Genomic DNA, 1,667 nt, shown 5'->3' with positions numbered 1-1,667 from the left:
ATTGCCCCTTCGTTGCCGATGCGATCAATGTTGGGTGTTTCTCCGACCATCAAACCGCGGTGATAGATACCCGGCTGCATCCAGCCGATGTCATCGCCCATGATAAATAGAATATTGGGTTTGGTTTGCGCGTCCTGCGCCTGGGCCGGGCCAAGCGTACTGCCCCCCCAGAGAAGAGCCGTGGCAGTCAATGCGCCAAGGCCGTAACTAAAGAGTTTACCGTGCATTTGTCAGTTTCTCCGTTTTAACCTTCCAGCCGACTGCGATCGAGCGAGATGACTTACGAGAGCACTGGACACGACATGCTAATCGCGACCGACGAGTTCATCTTTAAGTGTCTGCTCAGCGAGAACTTCTTCGAGATTCGAGCCCGCGTGCCATATGGTGCGCAGGACCGCAGCATCGTACCCAAGAGCAGGCGGAGGCGATATTGTACTTTAGGGCAGAGGCGATTTATCGCCGAATAGAGCGTGTCGACCCGGGCTTTACAGTTCGTCGGCTAATCAGTTATGCATCCAGCGCGCATTGCCTGGGGATTTCCCGCGGACCATCTCCGCACTTCCACGGGTAGCGAACGCCGCGCAATCTGCTACTATGCGCGCGTTCTTGTGGGGACAAGAAACGCTCATGGTACGCAATTGGAAGGTTCGACCCCGCTTTCTCGGGGCTCTGATCGCGTTTTTTTGCTCGGTTCTCCAGATATTGGCCGCTGGATCGGCCGTCTCAATGGAGATCGTGGGCCGGGAACCCCGTGTCCTTATTTTGTACCCGTATGACGAACGGATAGCCGCAACAACCGAAGCCGGAGAAGCCGTGCGAAACCGGCTGCGAGAAAGGACAGCGGGCAAGATTGATATTTTCTCGGAGTTTCTCGACCTCGCAAGATTTCCGGAGAAGACCCATGTCGAGAAAATGGCGCAGTTCCTCACCGACAAGTATCGCGACCGTAGCCCGGATGTGGTGGTTGCCCTCAGTGACGTATCGGCAAACTTCATTGTCAACTACCGCAATTCCGTCGCTCCCGGTGCGCGGATTGTCACAACCGGCCTCAGCAGAACCACTGCCGAGAACATGCGCTTGCCGAGTGACGTGATCGGAGTCTTCAATAGGGATGACATAGGAAAGACGCTCGACATGGCCCGCAGCCTCCAGCCGCAGGCGCGACATCTTTTTGTTATCGGGGGATCGGCGGATTTGGACCGCGCCTGGCTGGCAACGGCCCGTGCCGACCTTGCAGGTTTGGCCAAGAACTATGAAACCACTTACGTTGAGAACTTATCCATCGACGAGTTCGTCGAGCGCGCCGCTCACTTCCCCCCGGACAGCATCGTTCTGGCGCTGACCATTTTTAAAGATCGCGCCGGGCGTAATTTCGTTCCACGCGAAGCACTCAAACAGATAACGGCAACTGCCAGCGCACCGTTCTACGGCCCTTATGACACTTACATCGACTACGGCATCGTCGGCGGCAATATGGTCACTTTCGAGTCACTGGGTCTGGCCGTCGCCGACCTCGCCATCGATGCGATAGCCGGGAAGCCGATTGCCAATGTCGACGCTCGCCCGACCAATATTGCCGATGCGAGGCAACTGAAGCGCTGGGGATTGTCAGAAAACCAGCTTCCGCCAGGAACCGTTCAATGGTTCAGGAAAAAAACGCTCTGGGA

At 56.4% G+C, this 1,667-nt stretch carries 2 pseudogenes; one reads left to right on the top strand and one right to left on the bottom strand.

What is annotated here, in order from left to right:
* Positions 1-227, bottom strand: a pseudogene (locus AAAB35_RS21365) (hypothetical protein); the annotation flags it as partial.
* Positions 228-726: 499 nt separating this feature from the next.
* On the opposite strand from AAAB35_RS21365, the pseudogene AAAB35_RS21360 reads away from it, so the two are divergent.
* Positions 727-1,667 (top strand): annotated as a pseudogene (locus AAAB35_RS21360) (sensor histidine kinase); the annotation flags it as partial.

It is taken from the genome of Phyllobacterium sp., from assembly GCF_037994425.1.
Lineage (GTDB): Bacteria > Pseudomonadota > Alphaproteobacteria > Rhizobiales > Rhizobiaceae > Phyllobacterium.
This window is presented reverse-complemented; position numbering and strand designations above follow the sequence as displayed.